General features: G+C 70.9%; 18 protein-coding genes. 10 read left to right on the top strand and 8 right to left on the bottom strand.

Annotated features, from left to right (window positions below):
* Window positions 1-16 precede the first annotated feature (16 nt).
* The gene (locus tag K318_RS22590; RefSeq protein ID WP_051298116.1) at window positions 17-745 is read left to right on the top strand and encodes an IclR family transcriptional regulator; all 729 of its coding nucleotides are present in this window, start codon (window positions 17-19) and stop codon (window positions 743-745) included.
* Window positions 746-847: 102 nt separating this feature from the next.
* Here the strand turns inward: K318_RS22590 and K318_RS0115970 are convergent, their stop codons facing one another.
* Window positions 848-1,336 (bottom strand): GNAT family N-acetyltransferase, encoded by a 489-nt coding sequence (locus tag K318_RS0115970; protein WP_029090217.1) that lies wholly within the window; start codon window positions 1,334-1,336, stop codon window positions 848-850.
* A gap of 217 nt (window positions 1,337-1,553) precedes the next feature.
* On the opposite strand from K318_RS0115970, the gene K318_RS0115965 reads away from it, so the two are divergent.
* Genes K318_RS0115965 through K318_RS22585 form a run of 3 tightly spaced genes read left to right on the top strand, consistent with a single transcriptional unit; the run spans window position 1,554 to window position 4,506 of the window.
* A complete protein-coding gene (locus K318_RS0115965) occupies window positions 1,554-2,381 on the top strand; it encodes an exodeoxyribonuclease III (RefSeq protein ID WP_029090216.1) in 828 nt (275 codons plus the stop codon).
* A gap of 5 nt (window positions 2,382-2,386) precedes the next feature.
* Entirely contained in the window at window positions 2,387-3,397 is a 1,011-nt protein-coding gene (gene trpS, locus K318_RS0115960) for a tryptophan--tRNA ligase (RefSeq protein ID WP_245579924.1), read from the top strand.
* 35 nt (window positions 3,398-3,432) lie between these two features.
* The gene (locus K318_RS22585; protein ID WP_084500338.1) at window positions 3,433-4,506 is read left to right on the top strand and encodes an App1 family protein phosphatidate phosphatase; all 1,074 of its coding nucleotides are present in this window, start codon (window positions 3,433-3,435) and stop codon (window positions 4,504-4,506) included.
* Between the two features lie 157 nt (window positions 4,507-4,663).
* Here K318_RS22585 and K318_RS22580 read toward each other — a convergent pair whose 3' ends face one another.
* The 5 genes from K318_RS22580 to sdhC all read right to left on the bottom strand — a co-directional run bounded on the left by K318_RS22580 (window position 4,664) and on the right by sdhC (window position 9,471).
* The gene (locus tag K318_RS22580; protein ID WP_084500337.1) at window positions 4,664-5,881 is read right to left on the bottom strand and encodes a D-alanyl-D-alanine carboxypeptidase family protein; all 1,218 of its coding nucleotides are present in this window, start codon (window positions 5,879-5,881) and stop codon (window positions 4,664-4,666) included.
* A gap of 174 nt (window positions 5,882-6,055) precedes the next feature.
* The gene (locus tag K318_RS0115945) at window positions 6,056-6,862 is read right to left on the bottom strand and encodes a succinate dehydrogenase iron-sulfur subunit (RefSeq protein WP_029090214.1); all 807 of its coding nucleotides are present in this window, start codon (window positions 6,860-6,862) and stop codon (window positions 6,056-6,058) included.
* Complete coding sequence (gene sdhA, locus K318_RS0115940; RefSeq protein WP_029090213.1) at window positions 6,862-8,622, bottom strand: succinate dehydrogenase flavoprotein subunit; 1,761 nt, start codon at window positions 8,620-8,622, stop codon at window positions 6,862-6,864. Before sdhA ends, K318_RS0115945 begins: the two co-directional genes overlap by 1 nt.
* A 28-nt stretch (window positions 8,623-8,650) precedes the next feature.
* Window positions 8,651-9,088: a succinate dehydrogenase hydrophobic membrane anchor subunit gene (locus K318_RS0115935; protein WP_029090212.1), complete on the bottom strand. Its 438-nt coding sequence runs from the start codon at window positions 9,086-9,088 to the stop codon at window positions 8,651-8,653.
* Window positions 9,088-9,471, bottom strand: coding sequence for a succinate dehydrogenase, cytochrome b556 subunit (sdhC, locus tag K318_RS0115930; protein ID WP_084500336.1), 384 nt, complete (start codon window positions 9,469-9,471; stop codon window positions 9,088-9,090). Before sdhC ends, K318_RS0115935 begins: the two co-directional genes overlap by 1 nt.
* A 291-nt stretch (window positions 9,472-9,762) precedes the next feature.
* Between sdhC and K318_RS0115925 the strand changes: the two genes are divergently transcribed.
* The 6 genes from K318_RS0115925 (at window position 9,763) to K318_RS0115900 (ending at window position 15,935) form a co-directional block, all read left to right on the top strand.
* A complete protein-coding gene (locus tag K318_RS0115925) occupies window positions 9,763-10,872 on the top strand; it encodes a mannose-1-phosphate guanylyltransferase (protein WP_029090210.1) in 1,110 nt (369 codons plus the stop codon).
* 197 nt (window positions 10,873-11,069) lie between these two features.
* Window positions 11,070-12,248 (top strand): amidohydrolase, encoded by a 1,179-nt coding sequence (locus tag K318_RS0115920; RefSeq protein ID WP_156914109.1) that lies wholly within the window; start codon window positions 11,070-11,072, stop codon window positions 12,246-12,248.
* A 5-nt stretch (window positions 12,249-12,253) separates the two neighbouring features.
* A complete protein-coding gene (locus tag K318_RS0115915; protein WP_029090208.1) occupies window positions 12,254-13,549 on the top strand; it encodes a BMP family ABC transporter substrate-binding protein in 1,296 nt (431 codons plus the stop codon).
* Between the two features lie 9 nt (window positions 13,550-13,558).
* Window positions 13,559-14,719, top strand: a complete 1,161-nt coding sequence (locus tag K318_RS0115910; protein WP_029090207.1) for an adenosine deaminase — start codon at window positions 13,559-13,561, stop codon at window positions 14,717-14,719.
* A 5-nt stretch (window positions 14,720-14,724) separates the two neighbouring features.
* Entirely contained in the window at window positions 14,725-15,192 is a 468-nt protein-coding gene (locus K318_RS22575) for a hypothetical protein (RefSeq protein ID WP_035282178.1), read from the top strand.
* A 5-nt stretch (window positions 15,193-15,197) separates the two neighbouring features.
* Window positions 15,198-15,935: an MgtC/SapB family protein gene (locus K318_RS0115900; RefSeq protein WP_029090206.1), complete on the top strand. Its 738-nt coding sequence runs from the start codon at window positions 15,198-15,200 to the stop codon at window positions 15,933-15,935.
* Between the two features lie 5 nt (window positions 15,936-15,940).
* On the opposite strand, the gene K318_RS0115895 is transcribed toward K318_RS0115900, so the two are convergent.
* On the bottom strand, window positions 15,941-16,684 hold the full coding sequence (locus tag K318_RS0115895) for a hypothetical protein (RefSeq protein WP_029090205.1): 744 nt from the start codon (window positions 16,682-16,684) through the stop codon (window positions 15,941-15,943).
* Window positions 16,681-17,289 carry a MarR family winged helix-turn-helix transcriptional regulator gene (locus tag K318_RS22570; RefSeq protein ID WP_084500335.1) on the bottom strand — a complete coding sequence of 203 codons (609 nt, stop codon included), beginning with the start codon at window positions 17,287-17,289 and terminating at the stop codon, window positions 16,681-16,683. Before K318_RS22570 ends, K318_RS0115895 begins: the two co-directional genes overlap by 4 nt.
* Between the last annotated feature and the right edge of the window lie 133 nt (window positions 17,290-17,422).

The raw sequence follows: 17,422 nt of genomic DNA, 5'->3' as shown, positions 1-17,422 counted from the left end.
GTGAGATCATCGGAGAATGACCGCCGAACACCGCACCGTCTCCCGCATCATCGCGATCCTGGAGACGGTGGCCGCAGCCGATGCCCCGGTCCCGCTGCATGCGCTCGCCGGCGCCGCGGACGCCCCCAAGAGCAGCGTGCACGGCTTCGTCCGGGGTCTGGTCCACAGCGGCTACCTCGTCGATGAGGGGCGCGGGTACGTGCTGGGCGCAGGGGTCCATGCGCTGCTCGGCCCCACCGGGACGACCCTGCCCCTCCTCCTGGGGGAGACGTGCGAGGAGATCGCGGTGCGGTCCGGTGAGACCGTGACCGTCGCTCTCCGCGTGGGGGAGGACTCCGTGGTCTACGTCCACACGGAGCCCTCGGCCTATGAGGTCTGCTACTCCCCGCGGCTGCGTCAGCGCCGCCCGCTGCTGCCCACCAGCTCGGGGAAGGTGTTCCTCGCCCTCGCGGACGAGGCGGACCGGGTGCGTGCGCTGGAGAGCGCCGAACCCGCCGCGGCCCGGACCTTCCTCGGCGAGCTGGCGGCGATCAGGGAATCGGGCCTCGCATTCAACCGGGGGGAGACGGTTCCGGATGTGGGCGCGGTCGCGGCGGGGGTGCACCATGCGGGAGCGCTCATCGCCGCCGTCACGGTGGCCGGCCCCCTCAGCCGCGTGGAGCCCCGTCTCGACCGCTTCGGTGCGCTCGCGCGCGAGGTGCTGGGCGCCAACGGCTTCGCCGGATCCGTCGGGACCGCTGACTGAGCGCGCGCTCGGCGGCCGGCACGCGAAGACCCCGGTCGCGCCCAGGGGGGGCGGAACCGGGGTCTTGCGGACCACACGCTCGTGAGTCCGGCTGTCAGCAGCTCAGTCGTCGTTGAGTCGGAGGGTGAAGAAGACGCGGTCCTCACCGGGGCCCGCGTAGTCCTCGATGCGCGCACCCTCGAAGCCCAGGGAGGTGTGGAAGGCGATCGCGTTCGCATTGTCGGGCAGCGCCGTCGCCTGCACCTCGCTCTCGGCGTTCGCCCGTGCCCGGGCGATGAATGCCTGGTACAGGCGGCGGCCGATGCCCAGATGGCGGTAGTCCTGCCGCGCGGACACGAGGTGGATGTAGGACGGGCCCTCCTTGGGGAAGACGCCGAGCAGATAGCCCACGATCTCATTGCGATAGCGGGCGATCAGGCCTCCCGCGGAGAACTGTCGGAACCAATAGGGCTCGTGGTGCTGGCTGAGGTCGCGCTCGCCCCAGAACCTTTCCTGCGCACCGAGGATCTCCTCGCGGAGTTCGAGCGGATCGAGCTCATCGAGAGGGCTGATGATGAGGCTGTCCGCCTCGAAGTTCTGGTTCTCGGTCATGGCCTTCTCCTCTTGTCGGTATGGGCCCAAGCATACGCGCGGACCCAGCCGCACCTGCAGTGACATCGTCACACACGTTCAGGAGCCGCAGCTCACAGTGCATTCATTCTGACACGGAAACCACGCGCCAGGAATCGGGTTCTCCCCACTTCGACGAGGCGGTGCGCGTGGGCGGATGAGGCCCTCCTCGGCCCGGAACTCTGCGAGAATGCGGTACATGCTGCGAATCGCCACTGTGAACGTCAACGGAATCCGCGCCGCGCTGCGCAAGGGCATCGGCCCGTGGATGGAAGCCGTCCAGCCGGACCTCCTCACCCTGCAGGAGGTGCGGGCCGCCAATGACATCGTGTTCGACGTGCTCGCCGACTGCGGCTACCAGGTGCAGAGCGCGGACGCCGAGGCGAAGGGCCGCGCCGGTGTCGCGGTCCTCTCGAAGACCGCGCCCGAGGCCGTCCGCGTGGGCAACGGCGACGGCTACTTCGATGCCGCCGGCCGCTGGCTCGAGACGGATCATCGCCTCGCCGACGGATCCCTGCTCACCGTCGTGAGCGCCTATGTGCACTCGGGCGAGGTGGGCACTCCGCGCCAGGACGACAAGTACCGGTTCCTCGACCAGATGCTGGTCCGCCTCCCGGAGCTCGCCGCGCACGCCGACCACGCGCTCGTCACCGGTGACATGAACGTGGGGCACACGGAGCTGGACATCAGGAACTGGAAGGGCAACCGCAAGAACGCGGGCTTCCTCCCCGAGGAGCGGGCGTACTTCGACCGCTTCTTCGGCGAGAGCGGGTTCGTGGACGTCGCACGCAGCCTCGCCGGCCCCGTCGAGGGTCCCTACACCTGGTGGTCCATGCGCGGGAAGGCCTTCGACAACGACACCGGCTGGCGCATCGACTACCACATGGCGACCCCGGGCCTGGCCGCCGCCGCGAAGGAGGCGAAGGTGCACCGGGCGGAGACCTACGCCGAGCGCTGGTCCGATCACGCCCCCCTCGTCGTCGAGTACGACCTCCCCGCGCTGGTCGCGGGCCCGGTGGCAGAATGATGGGCATGACTGAACCCGCTGCGCACCGTCCCCGCTCCCTCTCCGGCATCCAGGCCACCTCGGACTCCCTCCACCTGGGCAACTACATCGGGGCGCTGCAGCAGTTCGTGGAGCAGCAGGAGACGCACGACGCCTTCTTCTTCATCGCCAACCAGCACGCGATCACCGTCGAGCACGATCCGGCCGCGCTGCGGGAGCGCACCCTGCGCACGGCCGCGCAGTTCATCGGGGCGGGCCTGGACCCGGAGCGGTCCACCATCTTCGTGCAGTCGCACATCCCCGCCCACAACCAGCTGGGCTGGGTCCTCGAGTGCACCACGGGACTGGGCGAGGCGCAGCGGATGACCCAGTTCAAGGACAAGTCCGCGAAGAACGAGCACGTCTCCCTGGGCCTGCTCAGCTATCCGGCGCTCATGGCCGCGGACATCCTGCTCTACCAGACGGACCTCGTGCCGGTGGGCGAGGACCAGCGTCAGCACCTCGAGCTCACCCGCAACCTGGCCGAGCGGTTCAACCACCGCTACGGGAAGGCCTTCACGGTCCCCGAGCCCCATATCCTCAAGGCCACCGCCAAGATCTACGATCTGCAGGAGCCCACGGCCAAGATGTCGAAGTCCGCGAAGACGCCCGCAGGCCTCATCAACATCCTCGATGAGCCCAAGGCGATCGCGAAGAAGATCAGGTCGGCCGTCACGGATGCGGGCACCGAGATCGCCTACGACCCCGAGGCCAAGCCGGGCGTGTCCAATCTGCTGACCATCTACTCCTCCCTCTCCGGGCGGCCGGTCGAGGAGATCGTGGCGGAGTTCGAGGGGAAGATGTACGGCCATCTCAAGGTCGCACTGGCTGACGTCGCGGTCGAGGCGCTGAGCCCGCTGCGCGAGCGCACGCTCGAGCTCATGGACGATCCCGCGGAGCTCGAGCGCATGCTGCTGCGGGGTGCGGATGCCGCCGAGGCCATCGCGGACGCCACCGTCGCCGATGTCTACGACCGCGTGGGCTTCCTGCGCCGCTGAGCGCACAGGGCCCGCCCCCGACGAGGAGCAGCGTGATGCGCAGCAGACGACGACCCGGCAGGAGCAGCAGGGCTGCGGCCCCCGCGCCGCTCAATCTCGCGCCCGAGGTGCGGCACACGGCGGCCCGGATGGAGGACTCCTTCAACGCGTGGCTGCGCGAGAAGGCGGAGGGCCATGGCTGGAAGCGGACCGCCATCTGCTACGACTCCTACGGCACGGAGACGAGCCTGCGCGTGCTCGCCCGCCTCGTGCTCACCCGGACCGGGCAGCCGGCGGCCGATCTCCGGCAGAGCATCCGCGGCTTCCGCTCCTTCGGGGCCGTCCCGCTGGCCGATGAGACCGCCTGGGTGCGGGTGGGCGACCAGGAGCACATGGTCGAGTGCGACCGCGGGGGAGTGGTCGACGCCGTCATCCCGGGCACGTTCGAGCCCGGGACCGTGGAGATCGAGATCTGGACGGGGAACTCCCTCGTGGACCGGTCGCGGGTGACGATCATCGGCCGGGACCAGACCTTCGGGATCATCTCGGACATCGACGACACCGTGATGGTCACGGCCCTGCCCCGGCCCTTCCTCGCCGCCTGGAACACCTTCGTCCTCGACGAGCACGCGCGCACGCCGGTGTCCGGCATGGCCGTCCTGTACGACCGGCTCACCTATCTGCGGCCCCATTCGCCCATCATCTATCTGTCCACCGGCGCCTGGAACGTGGCGCCCACCCTCAAGCGCTTCCTCTCCCGCAACCTCTACCCGGACGGTCCGCTGCTGCTGACGGACTGGGGACCCACCGCAACGCGGGCCTTCCGCAGCGGCGTGGAGCACAAGCGCAATTCGCTGGAGCGCCTGGCGCGCGAGTTCCCGCGCATGCGCTGGCTCCTCGTGGGCGACGACGGGCAGCACGACGAGGAGATCTACGGCGAGTTCGTCGACAACCACCCGGACAACGTCGCTGCGGTCGCGATCCGCCAGCTCACTGCGGGCGAGGCCGTGTGGGCGGGCGGACGATCCCGGCACACCGGGCGCGGGCAGGGGGTGCCCTGGATCTACGCCTCGGACGGGGCCGGGCTGGCCTCGAAGCTCACGGAGCGCGGCATCCTCTCCGGCTTCTGAGGCTCCTTCGGGTGGACCCGGCCGGGGAAGGCGCGGGGAGGAGCAGGTCCGAGCGCAGCCGGCGCCCGAGCCTCAGCGGCGGAGCCGTCTCGGTGACGGTCCCGCCTCGGTGAAAGCCCTGGCTGAGCAGCAGTCTCGCCTCGGTGACGGTCCCGCCTCAGTGACGGGGTGCGCGGGACCTGCCCCGGAGACCCCGGAGCAGTGCCGCGAGCACGACGAGGACCAGGACGGCCCCGCCGATGCCGAGCAGGCCCAGCCAGGCGGGCGCGGTGAGCGGGAGACGTGCCTCCGCGGCCTCCTCCGCCGCAGGACTCTCCTGTGCCGCTGCCTCCTCGGCCTCCCGCGCCGAGGCTTCCTCGGCCCTGGCCTCCTCCTCGGCTTCCGCGGGAGTGCGGAGATCGAGGCGGCTCACGGGTGCGGGCGAGGACTGGGCGAAGCCCCATTCGATGAGGTCCACGGCCCCGTCCCGCGTGTGCGTCTGCGCACCGAGGACCGCCGAGGCCAGCCGCGTGCCGTCACGCTCGACGACGGCCACGAAGGAGCCCCCGGCCTTCCGCGTGAAGCCGTTCTTCAGCCCGAGGCCGCCGTCCACCTCGCCGACGACGCGGGTGTGGTTCGCGATCGGATAGCCGGGGTTCTCCTCGTCCGTGTCCGGGTTGACCGCGCCGGGGAAGTCGTACTCGGTCGTCCCGATGACCTCCATGAGGTAGTCATCGGCGAGGACCGCGTTGCCGATGCGCACGAGGTCCGTGACCGTCGTGTGCTGCTCCGTGTCGTTGAGACCGGCGGTGTCGCGGGCCAGCGTGCCGGTGAGGCCGAGCTCCGCGGCCTTGGCGTTCATGAGCTCGACGGCGCGCTCCTGGCCGCCCACCGCCTCACCGAGGGAATGGGCGGCGTCGTTGGCGCTGGACATGAGCATGGCGTGGAAGAGGTCCCCGATCGTGTAGTCGTTCTGCTGCACGATGCCGACCTTGGTCCCGTCGACGGCCATGTCCTCGAAGACGGCCTCCTGCTCCGCCTCCGGATCGTCGAGCTCCTCGACGAGCGCGAGGCCGGTGAGGAGCTTGATGGTCGAGGCCGGCGGGTGCGGGAGCTCGGGCTCGTGCGCGGCGAGCACATCGCCGGTGTTGAGATCGACGAGGATCCACGCCTCGGCGGGCAGCTCCGGGGGTGCGGACCCGTCTGTGAGCGGCCCCGGATCGTACACGGGCGGCTCCGTGGGCGAGGCCTGGGCCTGCGGTGCGGTGTAAGCCTGTGGCGCGGTGTGAGCAGTGGGAGGGGCCGGCTGCGGAAGGGTCTGCGCTGCGGCGGGGGCGGCCGACGGCGCGAGGAGGGCGAGGCAGACTGCGAGGACGGCGACGATTCTGGCGGACACGCCGTCACCCTACCTGCAGTCGCTTCCGGATTGCGCCGCTGCAGCACGGTGGAGCGGAGGTCCGGTGCGCAAACACGGAGGCAGGCTGCGAACCCGGAGGACGCACACATGCACGAGGGCCCCGCTGCGCACGAGGGATCGTGCGCAGCGGGGCCCTGCGGCGACGGCGAGCGGTCAGGCCAGGGTGCGTGTGAGCAGCGCCTGCTTGACCTCCGCGATCGCCTTCGTCACCTGGATGCCGCGGGGGCAGGCATCGGTGCAGTTGAAGGTGGTGCGGCAGCGCCACACGCCCTCGCGGTCGTTGAGGACCTCGAGGCGCATGTCCCCGCCCTCGTCGCGGCTGTCGAAGATGAAGCGGTGGGCGTTCACGATCGCGGCCGGGCCGAAGTACTGGCCGTCCGTCCAGAACACCGGGCACGAGGTCGTGCAGGAGGCGCACAGGATGCACTTGGTGGTGTCATCGAAGATCGCGCGGTCGGCCTGCGACTGGACGCGCTCCTTCGTGGGCTCCTGGCCGGAGGTGATGAGGAACGGCATGATCTCGCGGTACGACTGGAAGAACGGCTCCATGTCGACGATGAGGTCCTTCTCCAGCGGAAGGCCCTTGATCGCCTCGACGGTGATCTCCACCGGATCGGTGGGGTTCTTCTGGAAGTCCTTGAGCAGGGACTTGCACGCGAGGCGGTTGCGGCCGTTGATGCGCATGGCATCGGAGCCGCACACGCCGTGCGCGCACGAGCGGCGGAAGGACAGCGAGCCGTCGATCTCCCACTTGATCTTGTGGAGGACGTCGAGCACGCGGTCGGTGCCGTGCATCTCGACGCGGTACTCCTCCCAGTGCGGCTCGGAATCGCGCTCCGGGTCGAAGCGGGCGATCTTCGCGGTCACCTGGAAGGAGGGGATTCCCCCCGCTTCGCCGCCGACGCTCGCCGGCAGGTCGATCTTGGAAGCCGGCTCTGCGGCCTGAGTGTTCTCTGCCATCAGTACTTGCGCTCCATCGGCTGGTAACGGGTGATGACCACCGGCTTCCATTCGAGCCGCATGCCGGGGATGCCCTCGGTCTCCGACTCCGGGTCGCGGTAGGTCATCGTGTGCTGCATGAAGTTCTCGTCATCGCGGTCCGGGAAGTCCTCGCGGAAGTGACCGCCGCGCGACTCCTTGCGATGGATGGCCGCGACGGTGACGACCTCGGCGATCTCGAGAAGGAAGCCCAGCTCCACGGCCTCGAGGAGGTCGAGGTTGAAGCGCTTGCCGCGGTCCTGGATGCCGATGTTCTTGTAGCGCTCCCGCAGGGCCTCGATGTCGTTGAGTGCCTGGCGCATCGTCTCGTCGGTGCGGAACACCTGGACGTTGGCGTCCATCGTCTCCTGCAGATCGCGGCGGATCGCGGCGATGCGCTCGGGTCCGTCGGAGGTGCGCAGCCGCTCGATCTCGCCGGCGACGAAGGTCTCGGGGTTCTCCGGCAGCTCGGGCATGGCCGCTGTCTGCGCGTACTCCGCCGCGGCGATGCCCGCGCGCTTGCCGAACACGTTGATGTCCAGCAGCGAGTTGGTGCCCAGGCGGTTGGAGCCGTGGACGGACACGCAGGCGCACTCACCGGCGGCGTAGAGCCCGGGGACCACATCGGTGTTGTTCCGCAGCACCTCGGAGTCGACGTTCGTGGGGATGCCGCCCATGCCGTAGTGGGCGGTGGGGAACACCGGCACGGGCTCCGTGTAGGGCTCCACGCCCAGGTACGTGCGGGCGAACTCCGTGATGTCCGGCAGCTTCTCGTCGATGTGCGCCGGCTCGAGGTGGGTGAGGTCCAGGAGGACGTAGTCCTTGTTGGGACCGCAGCCGCGGCCCTCGCGCACCTCATTGGCCATCGAGCGGGCCACGATGTCGCGGGGCGCGAGGTCCTTGATGGTGGGCGCGTAGCGCTCCATGAACCGCTCGCCGTCCGCATTGCGGAGGATGCCGCCCTCGCCGCGGGCGGCCTCGGAGAGGAGGATGCCGAGGCCTGCGAGGCCCGTGGGGTGGAACTGGAAGAACTCCATGTCCTCGAGGGGGAGGCCGCGGCGGTAGGTGACCGCGACGCCGTCGCCGGTGAGGGTGTGGGCGTTCGAGGTGGTCTTGAAGACCTTGCCGAACCCGCCGGTGGCGAAGACGACGGCCTTGGACCGGAACACGTGGATCTCGCCGGTGGCGAGCTCGTACGCGACGACGCCCGCGGGCTGCTCCTTGCCGTCGACCTCGGTCATGACGAGGTCGAGGACGTAGAACTCGTTGAAGAACTCGACGCCGTGCTTGACGCAGTTCTGGTAGAGCGTCTGGAGGATCATGTGCCCGGTGCGGTCGGCGGCGTAGCAGGCGCGGCGGACCGGCGCCTTGCCGTGATCGCGGGTGTGGCCGCCGAAGCGGCGCTGGTCGATCCGGCCCTCGGGCGTGCGGTTGAACGGCAGGCCCATCTTCTCGAGGTCGAGGACCGCGTCGATGGCCTCCTTCGCCATGACCTCGGCGGCGTCCTGGTCGACCAGGTAGTCGCCGCCCTTGATCGTGTCGAAGGTGTGCCACTCCCAGTTGTCCTCCTCGACGTTGGCGAGGGCCGCGCACATGCCGCCCTGCGCCGCGCCGGTGTGGGAGCGGGTGGGGTAGATCTTGGTCAGCACGGCGGTGCGCGCACGCTGGCCGGACTCGATCGCCGCGCGCATGCCGGCGCCGCCCGCGCCGACGATCACGACGTCGTACTCATGTACCTGCATAGGTGTCTGTTCTCCTTAGGAGCCGGGCTCAGGCCGGGCAGAACTGGAAGTCGGCGCCGGCGATGCACGGATCGAACGTGAAGATCACGAGCGTGCCCAGGACCACGACGACGAGGGATGCGATGTAGAGGACCACCTGCAGCGTCATGCGGGTCGCAGGGCGCTCGGCGTAGTCGAGGATGACGGTGCGGACACCGTTGGTGCCGTGCAGCATCGCCAGCCACAGCATGAGCAGGTCCCAGATCTGCCAGAAGGGGCTCGCCCACTTGCCGGCCACGAAGGCGAAGTCGATCTGGTGCACACCGTCGCCCAGCCACATGTTCACGATGAGGTGGCCGAAGATGAGGATGACGAGCAGGACACCGGACAGGCGCATGAACAGCCAGGCCGCGAGCTCGAAGTTCGAGCCCTTCGCCGTGGAGCGCTGGTAGCCGGTGCGCGGCGCGGGGATGGTGGGGGCGCTCATCAGAATGCTCCTCCCAGCGAGTTGGGGATGTGCCTCCACAGGAAGGCGACCATGATGACGAGCCACAGGACCATGGCCCCCCAGAAGAGCTTCTTCTGGTTCGCGGGGCCGCCCTTGAAGAAGTCGACGGCGATGACGCGGAGGCCGTTGAATGCGTGGAAGGCGATCGCGGCAACGAGAATCACCTCACCGAACGCCATGAAGGGCGTCTTGTAGGTGTCGATGACTGCGTTGTACGCCTCTGGCGAGACGCGGACGAGTGCGGTGTCGAGCACGTGCACGAGCAGGAAGAAGAAGATGCCGACGCCGGTCACACGATGGGCGACCCACGACCACATGCCTTCCCTTCCGCGGTACAGAGTGCCGGTTGAGGCCTTGGCCACGGGGCATCCTCCATAGGGGGAACGAGCAGATGTGTACCTGTGAAAAGTACGCCCGGAGCGGACACGACGCCAATCTGCGGCCCACCGCGGGTGCCCCCATCCTCCCTGTTCCCTGTGAAAAGGCACAATCCTCGTCCCATACGGCGAGAGGATCCGTATCAGCCGGAAATTAGGGAAGAGGCGGGTGACGAAAATGCGGGATGCCGGGCGGTCGCAGCGAGGCCTGCGCGGCGGTGAGGCTCCCGCGGGTCGCCGGATGCGGACGGTGCCCGATCCGGAATAATGGGGCGGATGATCGAGAACTTCCATGCCGTCATCCCCGCGGGCGGCTCCGGCACCCGGCTGTGGCCCGTCTCACGCGCCTCGAGCCCCAAATTCCTCCACGATGTGCTCGGCACGGGATCGACCCTGCTGCAGGCCACATGGGAGCGCGCCGCGCAGCTCGCCGATCCCGCGCACACCTGGGTGGTGACGGGTCAGGCGCACGCCGAGGCCGTCGCCGCACAGCTGCCCCGGCTGCGTGCGGACCGGATCGTGGCCGAGCCCTCGCCCAAGGACTCCGCCGCTGCGATCGGGCTCGCGGCGATGCTCATCAGCGACCGCGATCCGGATGCTGTGATCGGCTCGTTCTCCGCCGACCACTCGATCACGAACGTGGGCGAGTTCCTCGCCGTCGTGGAGCAGGCGGCAGCGGCGGCGGCGAGCACCGGCGACATCGTCACGATCGGCATCACGCCCACGTACCCCGCGACGGCCTACGGCTACATCGAGACGGGCGGCCTCCTGGGGATACCGGGGGCGCCCACCGCCCGCCGCGCGGCCGCTTTCGTCGAGAAGCCGGATGCCGTCACCGCCCGGCAGTACGCGTACTCCGGCGGCTATCGCTGGAACGCAGGGATGTTCATCATGCGCGCGGCGTCCCTGCTCGAGCTCATCGAGCAGGAGGCCCCTGACCTCCACGCAGGCCTCCGCCGCATCGCCGACACCGCGGGGACGCCCGGGTGGGACGAGGCCATGCGGCGCGAGTGGCCGCAGCTGGAGAAGAAGGCCATCGACTATGTGGTCGCCGAGCCGGCCGCCGCGGCGGGCAGGGTCATCGTGGTCCCGGGCGACTTCGGCTGGGACGACGTGGGCGACTTCGACTCGGTCGCCAAGCTGCGGCAGCCGGTGCCGGGCGAGAGCACCGCGGTCTCGGTGGTGGGTGAGGCCGAGGTGATCGACATCGCCTCGCGCGGGGTCGTCGTCTCCGAGACCGGCCGCACGGTCGCGCTCGTGGGTGTGCAGGACATGGTGGTCGTGGACACCGAGGACGTCGTGCTCGTGACCTCGCGCGCGCAGGCCCAGCTCGTGAAGAAGGCCGTCGCCGAGGCCGAGGCCCGCGGCCGCACCGACCTCCTCTGAGGACTGTCTTCTCCGAGGACGGCCTCCTCCGGGGAGAGCGGCCGGGCGCCCGGCGCCGGGCATCGGGGCGGTGCCGGGCGGCCGGGCACTAGAATCGGATGCCGCAGCCGGCGCGGTGAGACGGAGCCGGCACGGACGACAGGGAAGAGGCGCACGTGGCAGCTGAGGAGACCGGGGCAGAACAGGGCCCCACCCGCATCGGCGGGGTGCTGGAGCGGTTCCACGACGAGCTCCTGGAGTTCCGCCGCGACATCCACGCGCACCCGGAGCTGTCCTTCGCCGAGCACCGGACGACGGCGGCGATCGCGGACCGGCTGCGGGCTGCGGGGCTGGCGCCGCGTCTGCTCGAGGGCACCGGGCTCGTGTGCGATGTGGGTGAGGGGCCTGCGCTCACCGCGCTCCGCGCAGACATCGACGCGCTGCCGCTGGCCGACACGACCGGGCTGCCCTGGGCCTCGACGGTTCCCGACGTCGCCCACGCGTGCGGCCACGACGTCCACCTCACGAGCCTGCTCGGCGCCGGCCTCGTGCTCGAGAGCCTGCATCGTTCGACCCCCGGCGGCCTGGGCGGGACGATCCGGCTGATCTTCCAGCCCGCTGAGGAGGTCACGCCCGGCGGTGCGCTCACGACGATCGCCCAGGGGGCCCTCGACGGGGTGGAGCGGGCGTTCGCACTGCACTGCGATCCCAATGTGGACGTGGGGCGCGTGGGCTCGCGCATCGGCCCCATCACAGCGGCCGGGGACACCGTCGTCATCCGGCTGTCCGGGCACGGCGGGCACACCTCGCGACCGCACCTCACGGAGGATCTCGTCTACGCCCTCGGCCGGCTGGCGACGGATCTGCCGGCCACGCTGAGCCGGCTCATCGACCCGCGTCATGCGATCTCGCTCGTATGGGGCCACATCGAGGCCGGGCACGCGCCCAACGCCATCCCGGGCGAGGGGCTGCTCACCGGCACCCTGCGCTGCCTCGACGTGGACGGCTGGAACCAGGTGGCGGACGTGCTGCCCGATCTCGTCGACCGCATCGCCGGACCGTACGGGGTGGAGGTCGACCTCGACCACCGCAGGGGCGTCCCGCCCGTCGTGAACACCGAGGAGGAGGTCACGCTCGCCGAGGCCGCGATCCGCGAGGAGCTGGGTGCGGACACCGTGCAGCTGACCCCGCAGTCGATGGGCGGCGAGGACTTCGCCTGGTACCTCACCTCCCGGCCGGGCGCGCTCGTCCGGCTGGGCACGCGCACACCGGGAGGTCGCACCTACGACCTGCACCAGGGCGATTTCACGGTCGACGAGCGGGCGCTCGCGGCGGGTGTGCGGGTGTTCTGCGCGATCGCGCTGCGCAGCCTTGCCCTCGACGCGGCGGGAGGCTGAGCCCGATGCGCCGCCTCCCCGATCGCACAGGCGCCCGGGCCGGAGCGCGCCTCGGCGCCCGCATCGGCACCCGGGCCTCGGCGCTCGTGCTCACGGGCGTGCTGGCGGGTGTGCTCGCCGCCTGCGGGAGCACGGGGCCGGGGGAGCGCGAGGACCTCGTGCGGACGTCCGTGTGCGCGGTCTCCGCGCCCGCCGGATTCAGCGACTTCAGCGTGGGCCAGGAGGTGTTCTCGCAGATCCGGACGGCGGTGGGCGAGGGCGTGGTGGACTCGACGAGTTCGCAGCGGGTGAGCACGGCGGCGCAGACCCGGGCGGCGCTCGAGCGCTACACGGCGGATGCGTGCACGCTCACGGTGGCGGTGGGGCCGGGCGGCGGCGAGGCGCTGGCCGAGGTCGCAGGCGCAGCGTCCTCGCAGGCCTTCCTCGCGGTGGGCGCCGCGGGAGAGGCGCAGCTGCCGGAGAATGTGCTCACCATCGACTTCGACCTCGCGGAACCGGCCTATCTCGCTGGATTCGCGGCGGCCTCGGCGACGGAGAGCGGGACGGTCGCGGTGTCCGTCTCACAGGGCTTCCCGGACGGCGGTGAAGTGCTCGAGGCCTTCGACGCGGGCGCGCGCGAGTACGCCTCCCAGCACGGGGAGGAGATCGTGGTGCTCGGCGAGGGAAGTGCTGCGGAGCGGACGCTGAGCGACACCGCGGAGGCGGGCGCGGACTGGGCCCGCGGGGCCTCCGAGGCGGGTGCGGACGTGCTCGCCCCCTTCGGCTCCGCCGCGCCGCAGGGGGTGCTGGAGCACCTCGAGGGGCTGGCCGCCGAGGCTGCCGAGGCCGGAACCGGCGGGGAGGCCCCCGCGGAGGGCGAGGAAGCCGGCTCCGCGGGAGAGGAGGCCGGCACCGGCGAGGGGCCTGAGGAAGAGGCCGACGCCGAGGCGAGCCTGCCCTCGCTCATCTGGTACGGCGCGGACGGCGCGAAGGTCCTGCCCCGCTCCGTCCGGGAGCAGGTCGTGCTGTCCGTCGTCCCGGAGCCCGGTCTGGGGATGAGGGCGCTGCTCGCGAGCTGGCCGGGCGAGGGCGGGGAGCCCACGGCGCTCGTGCCCGAGCCGGACGCGGAGGCCGGCGCTCAGCCCGCGGAGCCGCAGCTCGTGGCCGGGCTGGAGGTGCGCTCGCGGCGCGCCGTCGGCACGCTCGGGAACGAGGGCGTCACGGTGGTGCCGAGCGACGGGCTCCTCTCCTCCGTCACAGGCCTGGGGCGCGAGCTCGCGGATGAGCGCAGGCGCATGGAGGACGAGGGCGGGGAGGGCTAGGCTGGGCGTGTGGATGCACAACTCTTCCCGACTCCCGCTGGAGTCCGCTCAGACGACCCGATCCTCGCCCTGCCCAAGGTGTCGCTGCACGACCACCTGGACGGGGGGCTGAGGCCGCAGACCATCGTGGAGCTCGCGGCGGAGGCCGGCCACGCGCTCCCCGTCGCCGATCCAGAGGGGCTCCGCGCCTGGTTCTCGGAATCGGCCGATTCCGGTGACCTGGTCCGCTATCTGCAGACCTTCGACCAGACGCTCGCCGTCATGCAGACGGCGCCCGCGCTCACCCGAGTGGCCCGCGAATGGGTGCTCGACCAGGTGGCCGACGGCGTCGTCGTGGCCGAGGCGCGCTGGGCGCCCGAACAGCACCTCGCCGGCGGTCTGACGCTGGACGAGGCCGTCGAGGCCGTGCAGGCCGGCATCGAGGAGGGCATCGCGCTGGCGGCCCGGGAGGGCCGTTCGATCCGCGCCGGCCAGATCATCACCGCGATGCGCCATGCCGACCGTGCGACAGAGATTGCGCAGCTCGCGCTGCGGCACCGGGACGCCGGGGTCGTGGGCTTCGACATCGCCGGCGCTGAGGACGGCTTCCCGCCGGAGAACCACCTCGAGGCCTTCGACCTGCTCCACCGTGCGAGCTTCCCCGTCACGATCCACGCCGGCGAGGCGGCCGGGGCGGAGTCCATCCGCTCGGCCGTGCACGTGTGCCATGCGCAGCGGATCGGCCACGGCGTGCGCATCACGGAGGACATCGCAGGCTGGGCGGAGGCCGCGGAGGTCCGCGGCGTCATGGGCGATGCCGACGGCGACGGCGTGGAGACCGCCCCGGAGTACGGTCGCCTCGCCGCCTGGGTGCTCGACCAGCAGGTGCCGCTCGAGGTCTGTCCCTCCTCGAACCTCCAGACCGGTGCGGCGGAGTCCATCGCGGGCCATCCCGTCACGCGGCTCAAGGAGCTGGGCTTCGCCGTCACGGTGAACCCGGACAACAGGCTCATGTCGGACACGAGCGTGACGAAGGAGATGCGCCGGCTCGTGGACGAGGCGGGCTGGACGCTCGACGACCTCGAATGGGTGACGGTGACGGCGCTCGGCTGCGCCTTCCTGCCCTACAGCGTGCGGGAGTCCATCATCGACGAGCAGCTGGTCCCCGGCTTCGCCCGGGCGACGCTCTGAGCGGCATGGGAGCCCAGGGCCGCAGGGAAGCCGCTCCCGAGGCGCTGCCGCCGAGGCCGCGGGGCATCGTGGTGGCCGCGGGCATCGTGTGGCTCGAATCGGCGGCGCTGCTCGTCGCGGCGGTCGCCTTCATCGCGGTGGGCGCGGGCAGCAGCACGGTCTCCCTCATCGCGCTGGCCGCGATGTTCGTGGTGCTGGCGCTGGGCCTGTTCGCGGTGGCGCTGGCGATCTGGCGGATGCACCGGTGGGGCCGTCCCGCCGCGATCGCGTGGCAGATCCTGCAGGCGCTGTTCGGCGTCTCGATGCTCACGGCACCCCCTGTCGACTTCTGGGGTGCGGCCGGTGCGATCGTGCCGGCCGCGATCTTCCTGGCGGCGATCTTCCTGCCGGCCTCGCTGCGGGCCTATGAGCTGGCCGCCGAGTACTACGCCGCTCACCCCTCTGAGCCGGCGCCTCCGCCCAAGCGCTGGTGACGGACGTGGACCCCCTGCTGGGATTTCTGCACGAGACGAGCCTCGTCGAGGCCGAGCTGCTGCTCGCGTCCTTCGTGCTGTGCTCCCTGCTGGGGCTGGAGCGGCAGCTGCGGCAGAAGAGCGCGGGGTACCGCACGCACGTGCTGGTGGGCATGGGCTCGTGCGCCTTCACCCTGGTCTCGGCCTACGGGTTCGCCACCGTCCTGGCCGACGACGTCATGCTGGATCCCTCCCGCATCGCCGCGCAGGTGGTGACCGGGATCGGGTTCCTGGGCGCCGGGGTGATCTTCAAGGGGCGCACCATGGTGCGAGGGCTCACCACCGCAGCCACGGTCTGGGTCTCCGCGGCCGTGGGCATGGCGTGCGGAGCGGGCATGCTCTCGCTCGCCGTGATGCTCACCGTCCTCACCCTCGTGACCCTGTTCGTGGTGGCGCCGCTCATCCGGCGGATCCCCGATGCCGACCGCAGGCGCCTCGTGCGGGTGACGTATCGCGACGGCGCCGGTGTGCTGCGCGACCTGCTGGCGGTGGCGACGACGATGGGCTTCGCCGGTCAGGTGGTGGGCAGCCGCAGGCTCACCGCAGACGACGGCGCCGCGCTGGTGCGCATGGACATCCGCTTCCTGGGCCGGAGGCCGGTGCACCAGCTGGTGCCCGAGCTCACGGACCTGCCCGGCGTGGAGAGCGTGAGCCTGCGCGAGGACGAAGCGCACGGGGTGGACGCCGACGGCGACAGCATCTGAGCCGCTCAGTCCTCCAGGTGCGGTGCGCAGGCCTCGAGGAGGAAGTCGCCGGCAGACTCCTGATCCGATGCCGCGAGGTCGATCGCGGTCCGCTGGATGCCCCACCACACCGCGGGTGCCGCGGCCCACTGGAGCCGGAGCTCCTCGCGGGCGGCGGCATCGTCCTCGACCAGTGCGGTCGCGAGGTTCTGCGAAGCCGCCTGGATGCGCTCGTTGCCGTCCTCGGCGGTGCAGCGGGCCGCATCGTCCGGTCCCTGGGGGTGCAGCTCCTCGTGGGCCTCGGTGTCCTCGCCGGTGAGCACGAAGGCGCTCGTGCCGATCTGCTCGACCGCGAACGTGCCCTCGATGAGCTTCATGGCCGGGTCGTCCTCGCTGACCGTGACGGCCTCGACGGGGACCGTGAGGCTCACGCTGTCGGGGAACTCGGGGGTGAGCGCGGTCTCGCCGTCCTCGGGGAGCTCCGCGGAGGTGCGGATCCAGGCGTGGAGGTAGGCCTCGCGCTCCTGCTCGACGGCCGCGGCCAGGCCCTGCCAGACGAAATCGGTGTCCTCCGCCCCGCCGGGACTCACGTCGACGATCGGCACCTGCGAGAAGTCCTCGGGGGTGGGCACGGGGGTGATGGTCTCCGGTGAGACCGAGGGCACCTCATCGGGACGTTCGGAGTCGACGACGGCGCAGCCGCCGAACAGGAGCGCCGCGGCTGCGGTGAGGGCGGGCAGGGCGATGCGGCGGCGGGCGGTGACGGTCATGGGTGTCCTCCTTGCGACAGGGGGGCGGTGCGGTCGTCATCCTCGGGAGAGGGCTCGCCCACGGCCTCGACGCAGGCGAGCAGATGGCGGAGGGAGCCGGCGAGGGCGGCGCGCTCGGCGTCGGCGAGCTCCTCGAGCAGGCGGGACTCGAGCTCGACGAAGTCCGCGAGGGCGCCGTCGACCTTGCCGCGTCCGGCGTCGGTGAGCCGGACGAGGACGCCTCGGCGGTCGGTGGGCGTGCGATGGCGGGAGACCCAGCCGGCGGTGGTGAGCCGGTCGATGCGGTTGGTCATGGTGCCGGAGGTGACGAGCATCTCCTCCGTGAGGGCGGTGGGGGAGAGCTCATAGGGCTCGCCCGCCCGGCGGAGCGCGGAGAGCACGTCGAAGGCCCAGATCTCGAGGCCGTGGGAGGAGAAGACGGCCTTGCGCTTGCGGTCGAGCTGGCGGGACAGCCGGGTCACGCGGGAGAGGATCTCCATCGGGGTGACGTCGATGTCCGGCCGCGCGCTGCGCCAGGCGGCGACGATGCGGTCCACTTCGTCGCGTTCCCGGGCGGTGTGCTCGGGAGCGGCGAACTCCGCGGCGGATGTCGTCTCTGCGCTCATGGACCCGATTTTACCTTCAGATCAAGAATCTCGGCGGCAAAGGCATCATGCCGGTGTGTCAATCCGCACATAGAGGGCGCTCCCGTATGCGGATTAGACTGACGGCGGTTGAGTCCCTCGACGTCAATCCGAA

This window comes from Brevibacterium album DSM 18261 (genome assembly GCF_000426445.1).
In the GTDB taxonomy this organism is placed as follows: Bacteria; Actinomycetota; Actinomycetes; order Actinomycetales; family Brevibacteriaceae; genus Brevibacterium; species Brevibacterium album.
This window is presented reverse-complemented; position numbering and strand designations above follow the sequence as displayed.